The organism is Nostoc sp. PCC 7524 (genome assembly GCF_000316645.1).
Classification (GTDB): domain Bacteria; phylum Cyanobacteriota; class Cyanobacteriia; order Cyanobacteriales; family Nostocaceae; genus Trichormus.
Genome location: NC_019684.1, coordinates 4,031,610 through 4,049,966, shown reverse-complemented (window position 1 = coordinate 4,049,966; position 18,357 = coordinate 4,031,610). Strand labels below are relative to the sequence as shown.

Annotated in this window: 14 protein-coding genes; all 14 read right to left on the bottom strand. The window is 39.7% G+C overall.

Annotated features, from left to right (window positions below):
• Positions 1-109: 109 nt before the first annotated feature.
• Complete coding sequence (locus NOS7524_RS16055; RefSeq protein ID WP_015139535.1) at positions 110-1,072, bottom strand: photosystem II protein; 963 nt, start codon at positions 1,070-1,072, stop codon at positions 110-112.
• 131 nt (positions 1,073-1,203) lie between these two features.
• Complete coding sequence (locus NOS7524_RS16050; RefSeq protein ID WP_015139534.1) at positions 1,204-2,238, bottom strand: chlorophyll a/b binding light-harvesting protein; 1,035 nt, start codon at positions 2,236-2,238, stop codon at positions 1,204-1,206.
• Positions 2,239-2,544: 306 nt separating this feature from the next.
• Positions 2,545-3,297 carry an alpha/beta fold hydrolase gene (locus NOS7524_RS16045; protein WP_015139533.1) on the bottom strand — a complete coding sequence of 251 codons (753 nt, stop codon included), beginning with the start codon at positions 3,295-3,297 and terminating at the stop codon, positions 2,545-2,547.
• Positions 3,298-3,477: 180 nt separating this feature from the next.
• Entirely contained in the window at positions 3,478-3,990 is a 513-nt protein-coding gene (fldA, locus tag NOS7524_RS16040; RefSeq protein WP_015139532.1) for a flavodoxin FldA, read from the bottom strand.
• A gap of 15 nt (positions 3,991-4,005) precedes the next feature.
• Positions 4,006-5,436, bottom strand: a complete 1,431-nt coding sequence (locus NOS7524_RS16035) for a chlorophyll a/b binding light-harvesting protein (protein ID WP_015139531.1) — start codon at positions 5,434-5,436, stop codon at positions 4,006-4,008.
• A 2-nt stretch (positions 5,437-5,438) separates the two neighbouring features.
• Positions 5,439-5,969 carry a hypothetical protein gene (locus NOS7524_RS16030; RefSeq protein ID WP_041555359.1) on the bottom strand — a complete coding sequence of 177 codons (531 nt, stop codon included), beginning with the start codon at positions 5,967-5,969 and terminating at the stop codon, positions 5,439-5,441.
• A gap of 757 nt (positions 5,970-6,726) precedes the next feature.
• Entirely contained in the window at positions 6,727-7,716 is a 990-nt protein-coding gene (locus NOS7524_RS16025) for a sucrase ferredoxin (protein WP_015139529.1), read from the bottom strand.
• A gap of 8 nt (positions 7,717-7,724) precedes the next feature.
• Complete coding sequence (locus tag NOS7524_RS16020; RefSeq protein ID WP_235622353.1) at positions 7,725-8,654, bottom strand: iron-siderophore ABC transporter substrate-binding protein; 930 nt, start codon at positions 8,652-8,654, stop codon at positions 7,725-7,727.
• A gap of 93 nt (positions 8,655-8,747) precedes the next feature.
• Positions 8,748-11,372: a TonB-dependent receptor domain-containing protein gene (locus tag NOS7524_RS16015; protein ID WP_015139527.1), complete on the bottom strand. Its 2,625-nt coding sequence runs from the start codon at positions 11,370-11,372 to the stop codon at positions 8,748-8,750.
• A gap of 207 nt (positions 11,373-11,579) precedes the next feature.
• On the bottom strand, positions 11,580-12,581 hold the full coding sequence (locus NOS7524_RS16010) for a helix-turn-helix transcriptional regulator (RefSeq protein ID WP_015139526.1): 1,002 nt from the start codon (positions 12,579-12,581) through the stop codon (positions 11,580-11,582).
• Between the two features lie 72 nt (positions 12,582-12,653).
• A complete protein-coding gene (locus NOS7524_RS29535) occupies positions 12,654-12,863 on the bottom strand; it encodes a hypothetical protein (RefSeq protein WP_144050878.1) in 210 nt (69 codons plus the stop codon).
• Between the two features lie 501 nt (positions 12,864-13,364).
• Positions 13,365-14,369, bottom strand: coding sequence for an iron-siderophore ABC transporter substrate-binding protein (locus NOS7524_RS16005; protein ID WP_015139524.1), 1,005 nt, complete (start codon positions 14,367-14,369; stop codon positions 13,365-13,367).
• A gap of 38 nt (positions 14,370-14,407) precedes the next feature.
• On the bottom strand, positions 14,408-16,993 hold the full coding sequence (locus tag NOS7524_RS16000) for a TonB-dependent siderophore receptor (RefSeq protein ID WP_015139523.1): 2,586 nt from the start codon (positions 16,991-16,993) through the stop codon (positions 14,408-14,410).
• 175 nt (positions 16,994-17,168) lie between these two features.
• On the bottom strand, positions 17,169-18,182 hold the full coding sequence (locus NOS7524_RS15995; RefSeq protein ID WP_015139522.1) for a helix-turn-helix transcriptional regulator: 1,014 nt from the start codon (positions 18,180-18,182) through the stop codon (positions 17,169-17,171).
• Positions 18,183-18,357 lie beyond the last annotated feature (175 nt).

The following is an 18,357-nucleotide window of genomic DNA, read 5'->3' as shown; positions in this document are numbered from 1 at the left end:
GTTACTCCACAAAAAGTTTTAGGAAATTGCCCACAGTCAACTACTTTCAACCGCAGGCAGGGGAAGGAACTTGAGAATAGCTAGTGTTGAGGGAACTAGAAATGATTAGTTAGGAAATGCTCCGCGCTCTCCAAGCGTGCCAAACATAACCTAAGAAGGCTAATATCCCTAGAAAAAATTGAATATTTGCTGCAACTAAACGTTGTGAACCGTAAAATTCTGGTGGAAAAACTGTAGTGTTATATCCTACAAAGCTGGCAGAAATCCAAGCCATCAAGGCTAAACCCAGCAAACTGTAAGACAGGATTTCTTCACCATGTTCTATTGGTAAAATGCGTCTTACCCAAGTAAAGGGCTGTATGATAATATGCCATACACCCCCCACAATTAAAATGCCACCAATCCAAATATGACCACCGATGACATCTTCTAAGTTGTCAACACTGGCTAATCCTAAAGGATGCCAGATATGATCTTTCAACCCGACTAAATAGCCAAAGATTGTACCTGGGTTGAGGCTAGGATTAGTAATGAGGCGTACATCTCCCAAATGAGTATCATAAATGCCGCCAAAAAACATAGCTTTTAGCACGAGCAAGAATGCTCCTAAACCCAGAATAATTAGGTGATGTCCTAAAATTAAACTCAATTGTTTAGGGTCATTCCATTCATAATGAAATTTCGCTGTCCTGCCACCATTATTGTATAAAATTGCTGGAGCGCGAAACACATGAAATAGTCCCCCTGCACCCAACACCGCAGAGGCAATTAAATGCAAAACACCTATCACAAAATAGGGATAGGTATCAAATACTTGACCACCAGCACCTACTCCCCAACCTAAAGTGGCTAGGTGTGGTAATAAAGTTAAACCTTGCTCATACATTGGTACATTAGGAACAAAACGCAGCACTTCTGAGATGGTAGTTGTTCCTGCCCAAAACATAATTAAGCCTGCATGGGCAATATGTGCGCCTAATAATTGACCAGATAAATCAGTCAAACGAGCATTACCAATTAACCAAGGTAATTGTGTGTTTGCGGCGAAGGTTCTATCAGTAGAAATTGTCACAGTTATACAACTTTGGATTTCTAGATGTGAAATTTTGTAATCAAGTCACGTTATGGGCAGTCTTTCTAGGAAAGTGCCGAGTGAGTTCTGAACTAACTCAGCACAACTCATCACTCAAAACTCAACACTACCTATGATTCACTGCTAATAGCATTCAATGACTTTTCAACTTGTCTAAAGTCAACACCAATAGCGCGGAGGGCGTGCCAGAGATGACCTTGCAAGAAGAAGAAAGCTAAGAAGAAGTGGGCATTAGCTAACCATGCTCTAGCACTGTAGCCGCCATTGGCTAACTTGACTGTATCAGCAAAATAAGGAGTGACACCAAATTTTAATTCCAAGGGCGCACCATAGAACTCTACAGGGTAAGCTAAGGTGTTGACTGCACAAAAATAAGCGGCAACAAATCCAGCTAAGGCAATACCACCTAAAGAATAGGAAAGAATAGCTTCACCAGAAAAGATTAAGAGTTTTTTCGCCCAAGGTAACGGCTCTTTGACGATGTGCCAAATACCGCCGCCAATGAGGATTAAACCTACATAGATATGACCACCAACCAAATCCTCTAAATTGTTAACAGTGGCAAAGTGAGTTTGATAGCCATAGATAACAAAGGGGTTGAGGGTGGGGTTGGTTACTACTCTGACAGCGTGAATTGTCGAGTCGTATAGTCCTCCCCAAAACACAGCTTTTCCTACCAGTAATAAAGCTGCTATGCCCAGAAACAGGAGATGATGCCCTAAAATCAAACCCAGTTGTTTCGGGTCGTTCCATTCAAAGTGAAATTTACGAGCAAAACCAGTAGTGTTTTTTAAATTGCGCGGTCCTTTGAAAGTATGAAAGAGCGCACCTGCTCCCAAAACGGCAGACGAAATTAAATGCAAAGCTCCAATGACGAAGTAAGGGTAAGTATTGACTACTTGACCACCTGCACCGACACCAAAACCCAAAGTAGCTAAATGCGGTAACAAGATGAGTCCTTGCTCACCCATTGGAATATCAGGTTGGTAACGAGAGATTTCAAACCATGTAAACGCGCCTGCCCACAGGGTTGTGAGCGCAGCTTGAGCTACGTGTGCGCCGATAAATAAGCCAGAGAGGTCGGCGAAGCGGGCATTACCAACCCACCAATCATATTTGACATTGGGATTATCGTATATCTGCATTGGTTTCTAATTTATAGAGTTGTTGCTAGAAATACTCAAGTATTGGCTGATTAACTTCAGCATCAAACAGTCGAGAGAATAACTAGAGTCAATTTAATGCCTGAAGTTAATAGTTGATTTTGTTGATTACAAATCTAATTTATTGAAAATTATTCCTAATTAATAGTTATTTTAATAAAACTTAACAATTATTGATTGCGGTAAATTTAACAGCAAAAAACAGACGAAAAGAGCTAATTTCGTCGCTGTCAAACAGTTGGATAATAAATTAAGTAGGGGAGTATTTACACCCCCAAAAAATACTTGTTAATTGATCAAAGTGCTGGAAAAGAGTACAGTTGTGTCCCTTGGTTGTGGATAATAAAGTTGCCAAAAGTTCAACATTTGTTCGCCGACTTGTTGAGGATAGAAGTAATGAAAAAAATGATGTCCTTTGGGACATTCCCAGAGATGATCTTCTGGCTTAAAGCAATGCAACCAGTTTTGTAATGCAGGCGGATTAACAATGGTATCATTCTTACTACCACATACCAGCATCGGCATCGAAACCCCACCTGTAGGTAAATCAACCAACTTAAAAAGAGAGTGTAACAAGGGAGTTTGCTCTAAATCTCTATCTAACACCGCTATTAACTTTTTAGTAGTATTATGTGGTTGCTCACCAAACAGATGACGAACACTACTTGCTAGTACCTGCTCACGACTCATGGTAAATACTTGTCTTTGCAGATAATAGTGAGCGTGCCAAGTATTTGCAGGTTGAGAGGCTACAGCTAAGAGAATGAGCGATCGCACTTTTTCAGGATATCGCCGCGCATAAGTTAAAGCGATCGCACCACCCGCACCATGACCTCCTAAATCTATTGGATGAGGACACTGTGACAAAAACTCAGCCAATAAATCTACAGCCTCATCTATCGAACCACCTTCATCTTTGCCATGACGATATTCCCACTGAGCCACATTCACATATTGTGATAAATATTGTAGTAAAGGCTTATCAAAACGCTGTAATACAGGACTAGAACTGATCCACACAACATCAATAGCATCAGACATAATAAACAGAGGTTACAGGTGACAGTGAACAGAAATAAACACTCAAAACTTAACCACAAATACACACAGATAGTTTTCAAACCTCAGCGTACCTTTGCGTAAACCTCAGCGCACCTTTGCGTTTAAAAACCAAATTCTCTGTGTGCATCAGTAGTCAAACATCAGGTACAAATAATCAAACTACAAACCAAACTCTCTCTTCAAGTGAGACACCCAAGCCTTGATACGTTCATCAGTCAAATCAGATTGATTATCCTCATCAATCGCCAAACCAACAAACTTACCATTTCTTAAAGCCTTAGAATCGTTAAAATCATATCCATCAGTAGACCAATAGCCTACAGTTTTACCACCGCGTTGGGAAATCTTTTCTTCCAAAATGCCGATCGCATCCTGAAAATTATCGCCATAGCCTATCTGATCACCAGTGCCAAAATAGGCGACCATCTTGCCATTAAAATCTATTTCATCTAAGTCTGGATAAAAGCCTTCCCAATCGCTTTGGAGTTCACCAATATTCCAAGTAGGACAACCAACAATCACACATTGATACTCATCAAAATCAGCAGTATCCGCCTGGGAAATGTCGTGTAATTCCACCACACCATCACCAAATTCATCCCGAATAATTTCTGCTACCGATTCAGTTTTACCCGTTTGAGTACCGTAGAATAAACCAATTTTTTTCGCCATTTTCACACCTAATATTTAGAAAAACAAACTGCTATTAGTGATGAGCAAGTAAGCAAATAAAGCTCCGCCACAGCTACCAACTATCCACCCAGCATTAAACTCACTCCAAGACTTAGGTGTTTTGAGATTTTCTGGTAACTCACCTTGGGGAGATTTGCCTTCTTTAAACCATGCGCCACCATACAGCCACAGGCAAACTGATAAAATCAACAACAGAGCGATCGTTGTGAGTAATCCAGCTTGATTGGCAAACTCTGTATTCCGCAGAGGGCCTAATTTCACAAAGGGGCCAAGTAAGAAATAGCCATGCGCCATGCCAATTTCTAAACCACGCGCAAAGGAAGACAAACCCGGACGATAAATTGGCAGATTTACCAAAAACTTCAGCGTCAAATCAGAAGTATTGATTGGGGTTTGCAGGTTTCCTAATTCTGGCGTATCCAGATAGTTGACTACTCCCTGTTCAAAATTCAATCCAGCATCTAAGACACGCACTCTTAAAGCGTGCCAGATATGACCAGATAGAAACACAATTGCTAAAGCAAAATGGCTGGTTGCTAACCAAGTGCGAACCGAAATCACCCCTGATGTACTACTCAATCCCAAAGGCCCATAGAACTCAGTCGGATAAACGGTGTCATTGACAGTCACAAAGTATGCTGCCAATAAACCCATGTATCCTAGAGCAGCCAGACTATAGGATAAGTAAGCCTCACCAGACCAAAAAAGTACCTTTTTCGCCCAAGCAAAAGGTTGAGTGAAGATATGCCAAAATCCGCCACCGATGCAGAGAATACCTACCCAGATATGACCACCAACAACATCTTCTAAGTTATTGACAGCCGCCATTCCCTGCTTGCCAAATGCACCAAAGAGATAGCCAAAAATTCGAGTCGGGCTGATAGTCGGTTCGGTAATGACTCTGACAGATGCAACTGCGGGATCATAAAGACCACCCCAGAATAAAGCTTTTGCTACCAACAACCAAGCACCTGCACCTAATAGAAGTAGGTGAATGCCGATGATTGTGGTCATCTTGTCTTCATCTTCCCAGTCGTAACCAAAGAAGCCAGGAAATTGATTGTTTTCGGCCAATACTTCCGGCCCCAACAAGGCGTGATAAATGCCGCCAGCACCGAGTACAGCCGAACTGACTAAATGCACTACACCAATCACGAAATAGGGATAAGTATCAATGATTTGTCCCCCGTCGCCAACACCAAATCCTAGGGTGGCTAAATGAGGCAGTAAGATTAACCCTTGTTCGTATATTGGTAGGGAGGGGTTGTATTTGGTGATTTCAAATAAAGTCATTGCCCCTGCCCACAGAACAATCAAGCCTGCATGGGCAATATGCGCTCCTAATAGCCGACCTGAGAGATTAATAAATCTAGCGTTACCTGCCCACCATCCATATTGTTGAGGGCTGATTGTTGCCGTAGTCATAGTTAAATTACCTCCCCACGGGTTGGACGTAGAACTTTCCCGGTACGGAAATCAAAACCCGCAGCGCGGAGGGCGTGCCAAAGATGCCCTTGCAGGAAGAAAAAGCCCAGCCAAAAGTGAGCATTTGCTAACCACACGCGAGAGGAGAGTAAATCTGCACCTTGGAAGTAAGGGAAGCGGTCAAACCCAATACTCAAAGCTGGCCCGAAAAACTCTACAGGGTAAGCCAGTGTGTTGATAGAGACAAAATAAGCTGCTATCAAACTCATTAAGCTCAACGCACCTAAGCTGTAGGAAAGATATGCTTCACCTGACCAGACAAAGAGACTTTTGACAAAATCTGAAGGCTCGCTGGTAATGTGCCAGATTTGCGATGTCTGAAAACGGGCGACTTCAAACAAGGTTGTTGCCCCTGCCCACAGTACAATTAAACCTGCATGAGCCACATGAGCGCCTAACAGTCGCCCTGAAAGATTAGTTAACCGAGCGTTCCCTGACCACCAAGGAATTGAGTCTGGGGTTTGCACAGCCATGCTCGTCATCGTGTCATTTCCTAAGAATAGATTGAAATGGTTGTGATGTGGAAATACTTATTGAGATAGATATTCAATAAGCTCCGAGCATATCTTATCAGATTTATTGCAATACTTTTGCAGTAAATGAAGAAAAATTTTTGTAAAAGTCAGGATCGCTTCCCCGCATGGGTACAAGTCGGGAAACCTGCCCACGCGGCTGGCTCCCCTTAATTCTCTCCCCGTAAACGGGACTACAGTGTACACACAAGTCAAAAATTTTCATGCTGAACCTATATCCCGCCTAGAACTTAATTTCTATGCTAATAGCGAAAGTCCACTGAAGTGGACTGGATAGAATTTTTTATTGAGTGCTTTCAAGAGGACTTGCGCTATTAGACTCGGAATTGATTCCGAGGTGTGATAGATATACTGCGCCAAGAATTGTGTGTACACCGTAGGTAAACGGGGAGGGTAAGATGCAAACTGCGGGGTGGGGTTCTTCGGGCTTTATTAAGCAATCAAGCAAACATGATATGACTCTCTAGCTCAGAATCTTGAAGTTTGAGGTAAGCGTAGTCATGCTGTTAGGCTGATCGTCCTATTCACAGCACAGGAATAGTATCTGAAAAATATCAGTATTTTACTAAATACTTATGCTCAAACAATTGAAAATAATTATTAATTAGTTCACTAATAGAAAAGAATACAGATTTTATGAGGGTGGCGATCGCTCCCCTGAAATTCATCTAACTGACGTGCTGTAGCCAACATGATATCAAACTGCTACTAGATGGCTAACCTGATACTGTTTAATTTGTTCTAAAGGTTCGTTTTCTCCTGAAGAAAAAGCGGTCATCACATAACTGCTTACTTCTACCTTGGCTTTATAAGTGCCGCATCTATTGCCATCAATTGCAGTGAAATCAATCTGAACATCTGCCCATTCTTGATTAATTTTATCTTGAGCTAATATTCGCCCTGATTTTGGATATTGCAGCCAACTCCAACCCTCTTGCATCCATATTTCTCGTTCTACAATTTGTGCAAACTTGGATAAACCACCCCATCCCCGATAGTAGGGATAAAGTTCTTGGACAGAACTGTTACGCCATACTAATACATCTAAAATTTCCGGCTTGATGTGACCCCAGTAATGTCCTATTGGTAGATCAACTAGGGTAGGTGCAAACTGATGTCCGCCAAAATGACTGCATCGCCAAACGCGCAGGTTTACATGAGTTGCAGCATATTCAGCACGCAATTTTTTGTAAATAGGATAACCAAATCTGCTACAGGCAGCATCAACATTACCATGTGTGCAGACAAGTAATTCTCTAATATGTGTAGTGTTTTGTCGATATGGTTCAAAATCTGGTAAATTTTCTGGTTCTTTAATTAAAGCCAAGGCTAAATCACCAATTTCAGCATCAGGTACCAGAAATGCTTGTTTCTCATACTCAGCAAATAACCCGGCTGGGCGGCGATAGTGAAATACGTGTTTATAACCTGGAATAGAATACTCTTTATCTGGTGCGATCGCCAACTGTCTGATCGTCCGTCCAACTTCCCAAACAAAGTTTAAAGCGTCTAATACTCCCTGTGGCATAGGATCAGGTTCAATCCAAATTGGAATCGGCCAAGGTTGTGCAGCTTCAATAATTAAATATTGTTCCACAGCGATCGCTGTTCCAATTGGGTCTTCACCGTTAGCTTGAGAAATTTCTGAACAAAAACGGCAATGATTTTGAGTCTTGTTAATTGACATATTCCAATCTACCTCACTAAATATTTGAACAAATCATCAATAATTTTATTAACTCCCAAAGGGCCACCAGCAAACCAATCACTTTGATTTACTACATATATTTGTTGATTCTTGACTGCTCGTAAATGCTGCCAAAGAGGATTTTTTAAATCATGATATAGTTGCTCTTTAGATTCATTAATTACAAACAAAACATCTGCATCATATTTCTTGAGATGTTCTATACTTATTTCTAAATATCTTTCTTGCTGATTTTTCTGAATTGATATACGTTTAACACCCGCATCATCTAAAACTTGGTTAAATACGGCATCACGATTTAAGGATTTGATACTTTGTCCAGAAAATCCAATCACAGAAACTTCTATTTTGTGTAGCCTCTCACCCATCCTATCTTGGAAATCCCGAATTCTTTTTTGGTATTGCTGTAATACCAACTTCCCTTGTTCTTCCTCATTTAATATTTGGGCAATATAGCGAAAATTATCCTGAAAAGAAGTGAAACTCCCCCAGTCAACTAATACCGTAGGAGCAAAATTACTCAGTTGAGTATAAATATTTTTTTGATATTCTCGCCCTAATATCAAATCAGGTTTGAGCGTGAGTATTTTTTCAAGAGAAGGCTGAAAAGCACTACCCACTTGTTGAATACTCTTTACTTCATCTTCAGTTATGCCACGAAATAAAACTCCTTGTTCGGGAGCATAGGTAGCTATACCAATTGGTTTTACACCCAAAGCCAAAACGGGATCAAGGATAGTCGAATCATGTAAAGTGATGATCCGTTGGGGTTTAATAGGAATCTTTGTTTCTCCTCCAGCGTGTTTCACCATTCGTGTAGCTACTGGTAATTTAGAAATAGGTAAGGTACTATCAAATTGACTGGCGTGATTATCAGTAATATACTGACAATTCCAGAAAAAAATGATAGAAACCAAACCCAATAAAAATAGATTAATGTAACTTCTTATTTTAATTTTTTCCTCCTTGAAAAAGTGATAAATTCCCTATTCACAGTCCCCAATACCTAATCACCAACTAATGCGGTAATTAACACTAATGCTTCTACCGCGTTCTAAGTTATACAAAAGTTCATCAAGTCCACCACCTGCTTGAGAAAATACAGAGGAGTATTTATTATTAAGTAGGTTTTGAATACCTACTTCTAAATTCCCCGCACCAATTTGAAAGCTGCTGATGTAATCGACAACCAGATAATCTTGAATCTTGACAAAATCACTACCAGCTTCAAAACCGCGATCGCGATTACCAACATAGAGTAATTGCAAACGGTTACGCCAGCCTGGAGTAGTTTGATTTTCGACATAAGCTGTTAACTTTAATGGCTGAACTTCTAATGTTCGTAAAGCATTGAAATCACCATCTTCATTTTGATCATCTTCCCCTTCTGTCCAAGTAAGACTACTACCAAGCCGCCATTTTTCTGTTGCTTGCCAATCTAAAGTCGCCTCAATCCCATAGTTTCTTTGCGGAGCGCGAATATACTGAATCGTACCATCTGGTTGACCTCTGGAAGATAGACCCAGAGCAGAATAGTTAAAAAATCCGGCTAAAGTTGCTTGGACATTATTCCAAGTACCACGGACACCAATTTCGTAATTATCTATCTTTTGCGGTTGTAGGAAGCGAACATCTCTGTCAATGCTGAATCCAGGGGGTAGGAAGTTGAGGACACGGAACAATTGCGGTACTGAATAACCTTGAGCAAAATTAGTAAAAAAGCTAACTTCAGGTGTGACTTTATAAACGACACCAACATTAAATACGGTGTCACTAAAGTCTAATTCACCCCCTGCTACACTCGGCCCTACGTAGGGATCAAAGTTGTTGTCTAACAACGGCGTGAATTCATCCACACTAAAGTTAAAGCGTTCGTGACGCACACCACCACTGAGAATTAACTGCTCGCTTGCATCCCATTGCAACTGAGCAAACAATCCTAATCCACTCAAATCAAAGGCTGGATAATAGACTTGTTCTCTAGTTTTCCGAAGAATTCGGCGATCGCTACTGCTGCCATCAAAAGCTACGGGGTCAAATATCTCTTGCAGGGTATCCCCTTCTTGTTGTTGCTCGTAATCCGCTCCCCATAATAAGGATACAGACGCAGCTAAGGGTGTTTGAATCTGCAATCTACCACCAAAAGCTTCTTCAGAAGAACGAAAGCGATTGATGGAATCTGCAAACCGACCCCGATCATCTCTGCCAACTCCTAACTCTTCGGAACTGCGATAATAGGCTTGAGCTTGCAGCTTACTACCAAAAACTGCATCGTTACTGTAACTCAGGTTGACAGATGTACTGGTAATTCTAGGCGCATTAGTGCCTTCGTAAACCTGATTTTGTTTTAAGGCACGGGTTGTTTGTAATCCAGGGATTGTCCGGGTAATCGGATCACCAATAAAATTAATTTCACGGGAATTATTACCATGATTGACAGTAAATTGTAAGCGTTGTTGTTCCCCAACATCAATTCCTATCTTGCCTAAAATATTGGTAGATACAGTATCGTCTGATGTGGCATTATTGCTAGGAATGCGATCGCCATTCGCATCAAAGAAACCGCCAACGCTATTGCGAGATAGGGAAAATACATAATCAAAAATTCCATCTTTACCGGAAAATCCATATTGCAGGTAATTCCCAAAGCTATTTTCTCCCAAGAAAGCATCGCCACCAGCCGCCGCACTGATCCCGACTTGAGCAGTGGAAGTAAATCCTTCTTCCGTAGGCTTTCTGGTAATAATATTAATGACACCACCAGATGCACCTTGACCAAAGACGGCTGTAGGGCCACGTACAACTTCAATCCGTTCAATGGCATCCGGGGAAATATACTCTAACTGAGTGTTGACAAAGGAATTACCTTGCTGTGGTATGCCATCAATCAAAATCGACACCGGACGACCCCGCAAAGTTTGAGCATTACCAGCGCGATTCAGGGAGTTTGGTGGCCCTAAGCCTGGAACTGTCCGCCCTAAGATGTCTCCTAAATCATTGGTGACGGTTGATTGTTTCTCGATTTCTTCGCGGGTAATAACTGTTATACTGCGCGGTACGTTGGCGATCGCTTCCTCTGTTCGTGTCGCTGTCACTACCAATTCAATTGAGTCATCAACTTCCGCAGATGGTTGTTCTGTCTGTGGCTGTTGTGTTTCTGGTTGCGGAGATGTGGGAACAGAAGATGCAACAACTTCTACACCAAAAATTAAACCCTCGTCACTGTCAAACAACTCCATCTTGGGTAATTCTGTTTCACCTGTAACTGTCAACCTGATAGTGTTGGAATCCAGATTGCTAACAATTACGTCTCTAATTCCACTAGCAGGATTTTCTTGGCGAAATTCCTGATTTAATTGAGCATTGGGGATTTCTAATACATAGATATTCCCCTCACTTTTATTTATGGGTTTTAGCTTTTCTCCTTGATTTGTTTCTAAAATTATCTCTATCCCTTTGTCAGTGGTTTGTAACTTGACATTGGTAATCTGAATTTGTGCTTGGGAAAGCAATTTTTTAATACTGGTAGCAGGTTTTTCAATTTCGTGTTGTTTATCTTCTGCCCGCCCTGGTAAATTAATGAACACCAAGGCTAATATTGTCATCAAAACAAGCCTTTGCAGTTGACTAGCCATAACTCCACACAACCAAATCCAAAAGATTGAGAAATTTTCTACGTAAATGGTCTTGCAAACTGCAAAATTTAACTCCCAGACTTCCTTAATAGCGGGAACATGGTCATTGTCATCAGTGCAGCATTTAGTAATTACTATCAAGAAGCTTACAGGAAAGCTTGAAAATGTGAAGTATAAACTTGATGGCTAGACGGAATTTCTTGATGGCTAGGCGGAATTTCTCATTGGTTTTTGGTGGGTTCGCAAATACACACTAGGATTTACCCCATACTGCTTACGAAATGCGGCTGCAAAATAGCTGCGGTCTGCAAAACCAACTGCACGAGCTACTTCTCCTATACTCATTTCACCTATTGCCAAAAGTTGTCCGGCTTTCTCTAATCTCTGGTGATGCAAATAGCCAAAAGCCGTTGTACCAAACACTTGACGGAAACCTCTTTTGAGAGTGCAGTCATTCAAACCCACCTGATGCGCTAGTTCGATTAGGGAAGGAGGATTGTCTATATTCTGTAACAAAATATCTTTTGCATAGTGAATGCGGTCTATGTCATCTGATTTGAGGTAATAGGCACCTTTTTTACTTTCTCCTAGTGCTAACTCGTCTGCTATTAACAATGCCATTAACTCTAAAGCTTTACTTTCTAAATATATACGCTTAGTAACACCCTGGTAGGGACATTGGAGAATTTGTTGTAAAGCCATTGTCATCACAGAGGTAGTCTTACCTGAACGCACATAATACTTTTTTTCTGGTGTTCCCAGTAAATGAGCGATTTGAGCCGATTTTTGCTCAGATTTAAGGTCTAGACATGAGCAAAAAAACTCTGGTTCGATATGAAGATTAATTGCCAGAGTTCTCTGATTTGCTAACCATTCATAACATTCTTTAGGTGCAATACCGCTACTACAAATAGCGTATTGTCCAGCAAAAGCAGAGTTAAATTGATTTTTGTGACCACCAGATAGATAAAAAGTGAACTCTATACCATGTCGGCGTTCTGGAGATTTGAGAATCAGACAGTCATGAAGCTGATAATCAGCAATTGTTAAATCTAACCCTTCCCGCAAGTGAATATATCGGAGGTTTCCTTCCCCCAACGCCTGGGGATATTGGCAAAACATCTCAAACTTATCTGCACACTGGTTTTGGATTTCTTCGATTTCTGAAAAAAGTTCCCAGAAAGCTGGTTGTGAAATCGTAATTGACATTATCTCTATCTGGTATGTATCAAAATTAAGATTGCAAGCAATACAAATTATTGCAAAATAATATCAATAAATCTAGTGTAAAGGATTGCAAGCGATCGCACACCCAACTGATGATTGCTTCCCGATGGCGATCGCCTCCGGTGAAGCGTAGCCCATCACCTGACTTGTATAAGCAGTCATCCCAGTAGCCGCACGCCATAACAGGTGAAAAATCAAATAATAGCATAAACCAAAAGCCCCCCAATTCCAGTACGGAATGCTTGGCGAATCGCGATCACTCAATTAACACTATTGATAAAGTATTGCAATTATTAAGATAATTTGTTAGATTATGCTTGTACAAATCCATTACCTCCATTATCAAGCTTTCTTGTGGGAGATGAAATTCTCCCGCACATTTTTCTAATTGAAAAAATCTTCATCAGTCAAGCTAGTTATTGACTTAAGTTTCCATAATTACACACCATATAATGGCAAATTTAGCAACACAAATAATGAATTTTTAAGTATGAGTGATTGCCCTTGTTGTAATGAAAAACTACTACAACATATTCGTAGTAGTAGAATTTACTGGTTTTGTCCCAATTGTCGTCAAGAAATGCCAAATATGAGTTCAGTAGTTCATTCTTATTGCTTATCGTCTACATTCTTGTCAGCAACAACAAGAGAAAAAATCATGTAAAGAGTAATTTCTAACCATTGGCTAATCCTCACTGCGGGATCATCCTCACTGTAGCAAATTATTAAATACTAAACAGCAAACAGCAAACTCTGACAAGGGATTTATGGTGTATTTATGAGGTACTTAAATAAATCATCAACAATTGCATTTGCAGCTAAAATACCACTACCAATCCAGTAACTTGGAACTAGATAAACCTTATTTTTTTTGACAGCTTTTAAATTTTTCCAAATGGGATTTGATTGCAGTTGCTCTAAGTTCTTTTTAGCTGTTTCATTGCCTTGACTGGTATTTTGACCAGTCCAAATAAATATAACATCACCGTCTGCTTGTTCAATTAGTTCATTACCAATAGAAACTTGCACAGAGTTGCCAAATAATTTTATTGCCTGTGATTCCTTGATATTTTGGGATTCGGGACGAGATAATCCTGCATCTTGCAAAACTTTTCCACAGAAAGAATCGAGTAAATATATATTAATGTTATTAGGGTATATCCGCACTACAGATACTTTGATTTTTGATAAATCATTACCCATTTTTTGCTTAAATTCCTCAAGACGACGGTAATAATTTTTCATCACTGTTTCACCAACTTCCCGCTTACCTAATGCCAAGCTGTAATTTGTAAATATCTCTTTCCATTGACCACTATTTTCAAATTTAAACAAAGCTGTTGGCGCAATTTTAGAAGTAATATTATAAATGTCTTGTCGATAGTCAAGACCTAAAATTAAATCTGGTTTGAGTGCGAGAATACTTTCTAAATTAGGTTCGTCAACCCCGATGTTTTTTACTCCTGTCAGATACTCTTGCCAATATGATGAGAAATCGGAAATCACACTACCAACGGGTTTAATACCTAGTGCGATCGCATTTTCTAAGGAAACTCCATCTAAAGTGACAACTCGCTCAAACTTTTCTGGAATACAGGCGATTCCCGCAGTGTGTTCAACCTGACGACAAGCTGCGTTGGTAGTGTAATCACGAATAGGTAGAGAACCACCACGATGACAAGCTACAGCCAGCAATAAACTGCAAAATATTGCTATGCCAAATCGTAACCAACGAGTTAAGCTTTTGATTTTGATATAAATGTCATTCATGATGGAATCTCATACCTCAAACCTGAGTTTACTCAGAATTAAAATGTCACAGAAAAACTACCAATCACTGTTAATGGTGCGCCAGGTTCTATGGCAACTCTACCAAAATTTGATCCTTGAAAATATTTTTCATTAAACAGATTTTGGATATTAATCCCAGCCCGCCAATTATTACGTTGATAGTAAATTGCTGCATCTGTTCTCAGATAGCTGGGGATGGTATAGGTATTGTCTGCATCACCTAGGCGATCGCCTACATAAAATAAGCCTAGACCAAAACCTAAACCCTGCAAACTACCGCGTTGCAATTCGTAAGTTGTCCACAAACTAGCTGTATTAAATGGGACATTGGCTGGACGATTCCCCGCCAAACCACTGTTATCTTCAGTAATCTCGGCATCAATGTAAGAATAAGATGCGATTACATTCCAACCTGGACTAATTTGTCCTGCAACATTGAACTCAATACCCTGGTTGCGTTGTTTTCCTATGGGAATGCTAAAGTCTGGATTCGCTGGATCAGTTGTAGCAATATTCGATTTAGTAATATGATAAGCTGCCAAAGTCGCGGCTAATCTACCATCTAAAAATTCACCTTTTACTCCCACTTCGTACTGAGTTCCCCGTTCAGGTTGTAGAACTGAACCATCTACTCTTATACCAAAATTTGGTTGAAATGATTGGCTGTAACTAGCGTAAAGAGAAACAGGTTCAATAGGTTGATACACAATACCCAATCTTGGGGTAATAGCTGTATCGTATTGATTCGATTCAGAACCATCTCGTAAATCTTTACTATTTTGATCTACAATATCCAACCGTCCACCCACGAGAAATTTTAAATTATCTGCAAACGCTATTTGATTTTGCAAGAAAATTCCTAGACCATCGCTGGTATCTTGGTTATCGCGCACAACGTTGGTTAATGCTTCTAAACCAGGTCTGGGTATGACATTGTAAACTGGATTGAATACATTAATACTTGGTGTAAGTCCTCCAGGTAATCGCTTTTGAGTTCCGCCTTGTGTAGCTCTAGCTAAATCAATACCAAATAATAGAGTATGATTAATCGAGCCTGTAGTAAACTTACCAACTAAATCAGTTTGTAAAGTATAAGTTTCTCGATAGTCATCATTGGATCTAAAATTACGTGACAAAATACCTGTTGTTTCATTCAAACTCACAGGTTCAGCACGATAATCAAATGTATCGGAACTCTGATATCGGAAAGCATTACGGATTTTCCAATTATCGTTAAAATTATGCTCTAAACGATAGCTCAATCCGACTTCTTCAACTTTTCTCACATCATCTGGTTCACCAAAAAAACGCTCTAGAGGAGTGTCAAGAATACCCTCACCAAAAGCCAAAAATCCCCGATCAAATGGACGCTCATCATTGAGATAGTCAAATTGCAACGTTAAGTTAGTGGCTTTGCCAATTTCCCATTTTAAAATGGGTGAAATGAAAAATCGTTGAGTATCTTGATTAAAATCACGGAATCCATTAGAAGTTTCGTAAACAGAGTTGAGCCTATATAATAGAGTTCTCTCGGAATTTAGTGGCCCAGAAATATCTATACTTGGGCGAAATGTGGAGAAACTACCCACTGACAATTCAGCATTAAAAAATGGCTCTCTCAGAGGTTGCTTTGTAACTAAATTAATGACTCCTCCTGGTTCAACGCCACCATATAAAACTGAAGCTGGCCCTTTGAGGACTTCTATACGCTCAACGTTTGCAGTTTCTCTAATACCACTTCGTCCATCTTTGAAGCCATCAACTAAAATACCACCACCAAAAAGACCTCCGCCAAAAAATCCTCGAATACCAATTTGGTCTGCTGTACCAGCAAACCCACCATCTTGAAGTACACCACCAACATTCAGCAGTGCGTCTCTTAAACGGGTGACTTTTTGATCCCTAATCACTTCTTCAGGAACTACTTGAATAGTCTGAGGAATATCTCGTATCGGGGTATCAGTTCTAGTCCCAGTGGAAGCATTGGGTACACGGTATCTATCTTGCTGGCCTGTTACCACTAATTCAATTGGTGCTTCATTTTGTGCAGATGGTTGTTCTGGCTGGGTTTCGCTACTAGGTTGCGGTGGGGTTGGTTGTGTCTGTGGTGTTTGAGTAGTAGTTACAGTTGGGACAACCCCGAAAACTAAACCCTCATCACCATCAAACAATTCGACTTGCGGCGCACCCGTTTCACCTGTTACTGTCACACGAATCGTGTTTGCATCTAAATTTGTAACTATAACTTCAGTGATTCCCGTAGTCGGTTTTTCTTGGCGGAATGTATCGCCACTAGATAGACGCAGTTGTGCGTTGCTTATATCTACAATGTAATTATTGCCCTCACTTCTCACTACTGGTTGAAGCTTGTCACTTTGATTGGTTTCTAAGATTACATCAAGCCCTTTATCTGTAGGTTGTAATCTGATTTCTGGAATCAGAATAAGTGATTGAGCTAGCAGTTGTTTAACGTTGTTTCCAGGGTTAAGATAATCTGATTTTTCCTCTGTACTGGTGCTTTTTATTTCTTCGCCAATAGCAGGTATAGTAACTAAAATCGAACTCAAACTGGCCATCCAAAGCAGTTGTTGCAACTTGATCATTCTCCTCACCCACCAGTCAAAATCAGTTTTGCCAAAAGTAACTAAAAATCTTTCTCAATAACTTTACCGTGATTACAAAATCTATTTGAAGACTAAAAATTGTTCCAAACGGATTTTTTTCTTCTTCCAAACGGAGTTTTTTTTTGCTGAAGTGAGATGTCGATAAATTGTAAATTTATTCCTTGTATCTTTTAACTTGATATGCTTTTGGATTCACGCCGAATTTTTTCTTGAATGCAGAATTAAAGGAACTAGGACTAGCATAGCCAACGGCTTTAGCTACTTCTTGGACTTTCATGCAACCAGTATTTAACAGCATATATGCTTGCTGCATTCGATAATCGTGTAAATAACCAAAGACTGTTGTGCCAAAGATTTGACGAAAACCCTGCTTTAATTTGCAATCATTCAGTTTTACTTGTCGGGCTATTTCTAATAATGAAGGTGGATTTTTAAAGTTATTAATTAATATGTCTTTAGCCTGATAAATCCTTTCAACATCATCAGTTTTTACAAGTGATTTATCATCAGAATTTGATACAGATTTTGTAAACTGGCTAAATTGATGTGTCATCAATTCAATTGCTTTAGCTTCTAAATACAGACGTTTCATTATTCCTTGAAAAGGACAATTTAAAATCTGCTGTAGAGCTATCTGCATTTCTGGTGTTGTAATTCCCTGACGATAATAAGGTTGTATTTCACCACTCGCAGCAAATATTTGTAATTCTGAGGGAAGTTGTTGTAACTGATGAGGCTCAAAATCTTGAAAAAATTTTGCAGGTTCAAGGCAAATTTGTACTCTGACAACCTGCTGATTGGCTACATATTCATCACTTTCTAGAATATTGGGTGCATATTCTATATAATTACGCCCTACAATTTCATTTGCCGAATTTGTTATACCTTGTAAAATTGTTTGAGAGTTACCCTTAATAAAAAAACTTAATGTTGTGGTATTAGAATGACCATGCTTGCCAATTTGAATAAAATTATCTGTAGGTTTAAATTCATAAATTCTAATTTTTAAACCAGAACGAAGTGGCATATACCATTCCCGCCAAGCAAAATATTTTGTATCTGCTTGTGTATAGTTCTCATCAACAACGCAATTTGAGCTACAGAAATGATGCTTTTGATGTTCTTCTAATATTTCTTCCCAATCTTGGTCACAAAACACTATTGTCATAGTTCTCAGCAATTAATATCTTACAGCTACAGTTTTTGGTATTTATTGAGATTATCTCTCATTATGCTACTATGTCTGTAGGCTAGATAGCAAACAATGTAAAATGTTTTACAAAATTCATCTACCTTTAAGGGAACACCAGGAAATAAATTATCCGAAACTGACGGTTTGGTAG

Coding starts and splice junctions, on each gene's coding strand:
- NOS7524_RS16050 (WP_015139534.1), bottom strand. CDS start 2,238: ATGCAGATATACGATAATCCCAATGTCAAATATGATTGGTGGGTTGGT.
- NOS7524_RS16045 (WP_015139533.1), bottom strand. CDS start 3,297: ATGTCTGATGCTATTGATGTTGTGTGGATCAGTTCTAGTCCTGTATTA.
- fldA (WP_015139532.1), bottom strand. CDS start 3,990: ATGGCGAAAAAAATTGGTTTATTCTACGGTACTCAAACGGGTAAAACT.
- NOS7524_RS16035 (WP_015139531.1), bottom strand. CDS start 5,436: ATGACTACGGCAACAATCAGCCCTCAACAATATGGATGGTGGGCAGGT.
- NOS7524_RS16030 (WP_041555359.1), bottom strand. CDS start 5,969: ATGGCTGTGCAAACCCCAGACTCAATTCCTTGGTGGTCAGGGAACGCT.
- NOS7524_RS16025 (WP_015139529.1), bottom strand. CDS start 7,716: ATGTCAATTAACAAGACTCAAAATCATTGCCGTTTTTGTTCAGAAATT.
- NOS7524_RS16015 (WP_015139527.1), bottom strand. CDS start 11,372: ATGGCTAGTCAACTGCAAAGGCTTGTTTTGATGACAATATTAGCCTTG.
- NOS7524_RS16010 (WP_015139526.1), bottom strand. CDS start 12,581: ATGTCAATTACGATTTCACAACCAGCTTTCTGGGAACTTTTTTCAGAA.
- NOS7524_RS16005 (WP_015139524.1), bottom strand. CDS start 14,369: ATGAATGACATTTATATCAAAATCAAAAGCTTAACTCGTTGGTTACGA.
- NOS7524_RS16000 (WP_015139523.1), bottom strand. CDS start 16,993: ATGATCAAGTTGCAACAACTGCTTTGGATGGCCAGTTTGAGTTCGATT.
- NOS7524_RS15995 (WP_015139522.1), bottom strand. CDS start 18,182: ATGACAATAGTGTTTTGTGACCAAGATTGGGAAGAAATATTAGAAGAA.